Raw genomic sequence first — 6243 nt, forward strand, 5'->3', positions numbered from 1 at the left:
CTTCATCGCGGGCGAGGCCCCCGCCACGGTGAACCCCTCGCTCTGGCGCCAGTCGGGGCTTGCCGCCCAGCACGGCCTGTTCGAGGTCGCCGACGGCATCTGGCAGGTGCGCGGCTATGACCTCTCGGTGATGAGCGTCATCGAGGGCGAGACCGGCTGGATCATCGTCGACCCGTTAACCGTCAAGGAGACCGCCGCGGCTGCACTGAAGCTCGTCAACGACACGCTGGGCGAGCGGCCGGTGACGGGCGTGCTCTACACCCATTCGCATGCCGACCATTTCGGCGGCGCGCGCGGCGTCATCTCCGAAGAGGCGATCGAGGCGCGCGGCGTGCCCGTGCTCGCCCCCGAGGGCTTTACCGAAAGCGCGGTGGCCGAAAACCTGATCGCCGGCAATCTGATGCAGCGCCGCGCGGTGCTGATGTTCGGCAATACCATCCCGCGCTCCGACACGGCCAATGTCGGCACCGGCCTCGGCCCCGGCCTGCCGCAGGGCACGACCGGTCTGGTGCTGCCGACCGAGGAGATTGGCGGCTGGGGCACGGTGCGCGAGATTGACGGGGTGGAGTTCGTCTTCATGGATGCCGGCGGCACCGAGGCGCCCGCGGAATTCATGTTCTACCTGCCGGGCAAGAACGCGCTCTGCACCGCCGAAGTCGCCACCGCGACCTTCCATAATGTGCTGACGCCCCGGGGCGCGAAGGTGCGCGACGCGCTGAAATGGAGCCGGGTGATCGACCATGTGCTCGCCGATTATGGCACCAAGGCCGACCTCGTCTTCGCGAGCCACCACTGGCCGACCTGGGGCCAGGAGAACGTGCAGACCTTCCTCACCCATCAGCGCGACATCTACCGCTATGTCCACGACCAGACGCTGCGCCGGGCGAATGCGGGCGCGACGATGACGGAAGCCGCCGAGACCCTGCCTGAGCCGGGCTTTTCCCAGGAGGACTTCTCCACGCGCGACTATTACGGCACGCTGAACCACAACTCCAAGGCGGTCTACCAGTTCTATTATGGCTGGTGGAGCGGCGTGCCGGCCGACTATCACGCCCTGCCCCGCGCCGAGACCGCGACCCGCTATGTCGAGGCGATGGGCGGGCTGGAGGCGACCCTCGCGCGCGGCGTGGAGGCCTTCGAGGCCGGCGACTATCGCTGGGCCGCCGAACTGTTCAACCAGGCCGTCTTCGCCGCGCCGGAGAGCGAGGACGCGAAGACCTGGCTGGCGGCGGCCTATGAGCAGCTCGGCTTCCAGGCCGAGAGCGGCGCGTGGCGCAGCTACTACCTCACCGCGGCGTCGGAACTGCGCAACGGCGTTCCTGATGCGGGCGCGCCCAATCTCGGCAATGCCGACTTCCTGAAAGCCGTGCCGAGCCTCGACCTCTTCGACGCGCTGGCGAGCCGCTACAACCCGGAGAAGCTCTCGCGCGAGCCCTTCACGCTCCTCTTCGCCTTCACCGATACCGGCGAGACGATCAGCGTCCATGTCGGGCGCGATGTGGTCGTCCCCCGGCTCGCCGACGAGGGCACAGGGAGCGCCGCGCAGCTGACGCTGACGCGGGCCGATTTCAACCGGCTGATCCTGAGAGAGACCGGCGTGCCGGGCCTGATGCAGGCGGGCGCGCTGACGATCGAAGGCGACGGCTCGGCGGCGGGTGCCTTCCTCGGCGCGCTCGACCAGCCGGACTTCTGGTTCCCGGTCGTGACGCCCTGAGCGCACAATCTGCGTTCAAGGCGCGGTGGGCTCTTGCAGGCGCCGCAGCATGCGGTTAGTCAGGCAAACTGGCTGGAGAGGTGGCCGAGTGGCTGAAGGCGCTCCCCTGCTAAGGGAGTATACGGTAATCCCGTATCGAGGGTTCGAATCCCTTCCTCTCCGCCAGCCAGTCTTCCTGAAAATTGCGAATTCGAGACATCCCGGAAGAGTGCCGACACTTCCGGGACTTATGGGCCGTATCAGCACCTGAACTCCCTGAAGCCCGTCTCCCTCTTCCTACGGGTGCCGAGAGCCTGGAAACGCCACCTTCAATGAAGGCTTGCCCCACGTCGTCACTGAAGGCATCAGGCCTCTTCTGGAAAGTGTTGATGAGTTTTCGGGCGAAGTCTGTTAGGAAGGCCACATGCATCGGGCCCGGTTCATGAAACACATGCGGACACTGCTGGTCATGGTCATGGCGGTGGCCTTCGTGATCGCGCCGGTCAGTGCGGCGGCCGATGCGCTGCATCCTGATGAAGCGGAGGCGGATATCTGCCTCGACGCCGAGAGCGGCCAAGACGGGCCGGAGGACACGTCTCCGGAGGGGCATGACCACACCGTTCATCAGTGTGGCAGTTGTCATATCCACATAATGAGCAGCGATGCTTGCAGCCCGCTGACCTTTTCAACACTGGGCAAGCAGGTGCTGCGCGGCGAGCGGGTTTACGCCACGCGCGGTTCCGACGGCCTGTATCGCCCGCCCCGCGCCTAGATCAACGACTGTCTGAACTGAGGCGCAGCCTGCCTGCGCCATCGTTGAATCTGGACGAGGATACTCCCCAAAATGAAAACCATGTTTCGCGGCCTTGTGGCCGCGCTGGCCGTGCCTGCCCTGGCAGGACTGGCCAATGCCGATGGATGTGGCCCTGCGCCGGTCCGGGCAGATGAGATCATGCAGACCGCTCCGCTGACGCTCGAGGCCGCGATCGCCCGGGCCGGCCAGGCGGCGCCTGAAGTGTTGCGAGCGGCGCTCGGCTCAAAGGCCGCCTCGGCGGAGGCCGACCAGGCCGGGCGCTGGCTCAACCCGGCGGTCTCGCTTGAAACCGAAAACTTTGCCGGAAGCGGCGCGCTCGAAGGCTTTGACGCCTACGAGACGACCCTGTCTTTCGAGCAGACCTTCAGGCTTGGCGGGAAACGGCGCCTGTCGGAACGGGCTGCCCGCGCCGAGGCGGCGCTGGCCAGTGCCGAGTGCAGGGTTCAGCGCCTGGAAGTGCAAAAGCTGGCCGGCGAACTCTTTCTCGAGCTTCAGGCCGCCATCGAGATGGCCGAGGTTGCAGAGGCGTCGGCCGGTCTCGCGGAAGAATTTGCGCGTGTCGTCGACCGCCGCGTCGAGGCCGGGGCCGCCGCACCGCCGGAACTTGCCCGCGCAAAGGCCGATGTAGCGATTCTCAAGGCGGCTGCCGACACCGCGCGTGGCGAGGTCGAGTCCCGCGCCATCGCCCTGGCCGCCGTCTGGGGAGAACCGGAGATCGACTTTCGCCTCCCCGATGGCAGGGGCGCGGGCCTGGAAGGACGGGAGCTCGATGCTGCATCCGATCCTGGCAGGCATCCCAAGCTCAAGGCGGCGGAGGCCGGAGCCGATGCTCGCGCGGCCGCCACGGATCGCGCCCGCGCCGGCGCCTGGCCCGATCTGACCGTTTCCGCGGGTGTCCGCCGGTTTGAAGATACCGGCGACAGGGCGTTTCTTGCAGGCGTCAGCCTGCCCCTTCCCCTGTTCGACAGAAATGAGGATGCAACACGCGCGGCGCGCTACCGGACAGAAGGCGCCGAGCTCAACACACGAGCCGTCAAAGCCCGTCTCAGGGCTGAACAGGCAAGCCTGGCCGCCCGGGCCCGCGCGGCGACATCACGGCTCCGGCGGCTTGAGGGAGAGGCCCTCCCGCTGGCCGAAGAGGCCTATTCCGCTGCAGCCAAGGGCTATCGGGTCGGGAAGTTTGACCTGACCGCCACGCTTGTCAACGGCGGAGTAAAACCCGACCAAAGGGCGGCGCAAAAGTAGGCCACTTTGGGGTTGGGCGTGAAGGGCGCATAGAGCGCTGGCGGCCAGTCGACCGCGCTCCCCAAATAGCTGGCGGTTGACTGGCCGCCTTGGCCCGTGAGGGCCAAGTCATGGATTGTCGGTCAGGAGGTTTTGGTGGCTTTTCGCGCCTGGCTTTGGGCCAGGCGATAACTTTCGCCGTTCATCTCGAGGATGTTGACGTGGTGGGTCAGCCGGTCGAGGAGCGCCCCGGTCAGGCGCTCGGTTCCGAAGGTCTCCGTCCATTCATCGAAGGGCAAGTTGCTCGTGATCAGCGTAGCCCCGCGCTCGTAGCGCTGCGAGATCAATTCAAAGAGCAGCTCGGCCCCGGTTTTGGAGAGAGGGACGAAGCCCAATTCGTCGATGATCAGCAGCTTGGCGTTGGCCATCTGTTTTTGGACCCGCAGCAGGCGACGCTCGTCGCGCGCCTCCATCAGTTCGTTGACCAAGGCCGCGGCGGTGGTGAAGCTGACCGTCATCCCTTTCTGGCAAGCAGCGAGCCCCAGGCCGAGGGCGACGTGGGTTTTGCCGGTGCCGCTTGGGCCGAGGGCGATCACGTTCTCGCGCCGTTCGATCCAGTCGCAGCGCGCCAGTTCCAGCACCTGCATCTTGTTGAGCTTGGGGATTGCCTTGAAGTCGAAGCTGTCGAGGCTTTTGGTGGCCGGGAACTTGGCCGCCTTGATGCGGCGCTCGACCATCCGTCGCTCGCGATCGATCAGCTCCAGTTCGACCAGGCGCGTCAGGAACTGGACATGGTCCAAGCCCTCGGCGGCGCATTGGCGCGCCACCTTCTGATACTCACGCAGGAATGTCGGAAGCTTCAGCCTCTTGAGGTGATGCTCCAGCAGGATTTCGGGGGCATGGGTCATTCCGCAGCCTCCGACATCAGGGACATGTAGCTGGCCGCTGAGGTCGTCTCGACCCGCGCCCGTGGCAGGTAGGGGTACACGTCGAGGTCGAGCCGTGGTGGCCGCTTCTCGACCTGACACAGAACCAGATGCTTCACAGCATCAAAGCCGACCGCGCCCATCTTCAGGGCCTGCTTTACGGCGGCGTGTAGCTCCTCCATGCCGAAGGTCTCCAGAAGACGCAGCACCTGGACATACTCGCGGCGCCCTATCTTCAGCATGCGCGCTTCCATCAGGCGGCGCAGCGTGTCGAACTCTTTTGGCAAGTCCCACTCCGCAAGGGGCGCAGCCTGATCCAAAGCATTGATCTTGCGTTCGATCAGCGGGAGGTAGTGGATCGGATCGAACACCATGTCCTCGCGCGCGTAGCACCGCGGATGGCGTGCGATCACGTCCCCACGGCAGCCAATCACCACCTGATCGACATAGGCCCGCACCCACACATCCTGATGGCCATAGGCCACGGGGACCGAGTAATCGTTGGTGTTGTAGCGGACCAAAGACTGGGAGCTCACCCGGCCGCTGGCCTGTGCGCAGGCCTCAAAGGGGGCGGCTGGCAAGGGGCGCATCTCGGCCAGATCCCGCTGCAGGCGCGCGCCGATCATCTCCGTGTGCCCACGCAAGGTGTCGCCCTGACGGGCACGGCACTGCTCTTCAAGGTAGGCGTTGAAGCTCTCCCAATCCGGGAAGTGGGGGATCGGCACCATGTGGTTGCGGCGCACGTAGCCCACCATCCCCTCGACATTGCCCTTGTCATTCCCTTTGCCCGGCCGCCCGTAGCGGTCTCGGAACAGGTAGTGCGACAGCAATCCGCTGAACTGCGTCGCGCGGACCCGTGTCCCATCCGGCTGGATCTTCGAGACCAGGCAACGGTCGTTGTCATAGAGAACCGACAGAGGCACCCCGCCAAAGAAGGCAAAGGCATGCACATGCCCGTCCATCCAGGCCTCCGCCGTCGCCGCCGGATAGGCCCGCACGAAGTAGGCATCGCTGTGCGGCAAATCCAGGACGAAGAAGTGGGCCTTTTGTTCGACACCCCCGATCACAACCAACGCTTCGCCAAAATCGGCTTGCGCATGGCCCGGCGGATGCGCCAGCGGCACGAACATCTCACGGGTGCGTCGTTCACGCTGCCGAACGTAGTCCTTGATAATCGTATAGCCGCCGGTGAACTCGTGTTCCGCCTTGAGCCGCTCGTGGATCCGCTTCGCTGTGTGGCGCTGCTTGCGAGGCAACTTCTTGTCCTCTTCAAGCCAGCCGTCGATGATCTCGCTGAACCCATCAAGCTTGGGACGCTTGATCTCCTTCGTGCGCCGGTATCCCGGCGGCGATGAGAACGCCAACATCTTGCGAACGCTGTCGCGCGATATGTTGAAATGGCGCGCCAGATCCCGCTGGCTCATCCCCTCGCTGCGCGCCAGCCTGACCTTCAGATAAAGTTCCACGGTGTAAATCTCCTCGCCCTCCCTGCTGCCGCAAGAAGGGAAAAAGTGGACGACTTTTACGCCGCCCGCACCGCCAATACGACGGCGCTACCGTGGTCTAATTTTGCACCGCCGTTCTCA

Annotated in this window: 5 protein-coding genes and 1 tRNA gene; 4 read left to right on the plus strand and 2 right to left on the minus strand. The window is 65.2% G+C overall.

Annotated elements, in window-relative coordinates:
- The 4 genes from B8784_RS06300 to B8784_RS06315 form a co-directional block, all read left to right on the plus strand.
- Positions 1–1714: alkyl/aryl-sulfatase (locus B8784_RS06300; RefSeq protein WP_084396753.1), on the plus strand; the 1714-nt coding region annotated here is incomplete at its 5' end.
- Between the two features lie 74 nt (positions 1715–1788).
- Positions 1789–1879: transfer RNA gene (locus B8784_RS06305), tRNA-Ser, on the plus strand.
- A 238-nt stretch (positions 1880–2117) separates the two neighbouring features.
- Positions 2118–2465, plus strand: a complete 348-nt coding sequence (locus B8784_RS06310; RefSeq protein ID WP_084396754.1) for a DUF2946 family protein — start codon at positions 2118–2120, stop codon at positions 2463–2465.
- Between the two features lie 72 nt (positions 2466–2537).
- Complete coding sequence (locus B8784_RS06315; RefSeq protein WP_084396755.1) at positions 2538–3752, plus strand: TolC family protein; 1215 nt, start codon at positions 2538–2540, stop codon at positions 3750–3752.
- A 122-nt stretch (positions 3753–3874) separates the two neighbouring features.
- On the opposite strand, the gene istB is transcribed toward B8784_RS06315, so the two are convergent.
- Positions 3875–4639, minus strand: coding sequence for an IS21-like element helper ATPase IstB (gene istB / locus B8784_RS06320; protein ID WP_084396756.1), 765 nt, complete (start codon positions 4637–4639; stop codon positions 3875–3877).
- Positions 4636–6123, minus strand: a complete 1488-nt coding sequence (gene istA, locus B8784_RS06325) for an IS21 family transposase (RefSeq protein ID WP_169712612.1) — start codon at positions 6121–6123, stop codon at positions 4636–4638. The genes istB and istA overlap by 4 nt, the downstream gene beginning before the upstream one ends.
- Between the last annotated feature and the right edge of the window lie 120 nt (positions 6124–6243).

Source organism: Henriciella aquimarina (assembly GCF_002088975.1).
In the GTDB taxonomy this organism is placed as follows: Bacteria; Pseudomonadota; Alphaproteobacteria; order Caulobacterales; family Hyphomonadaceae; genus Henriciella; species Henriciella aquimarina.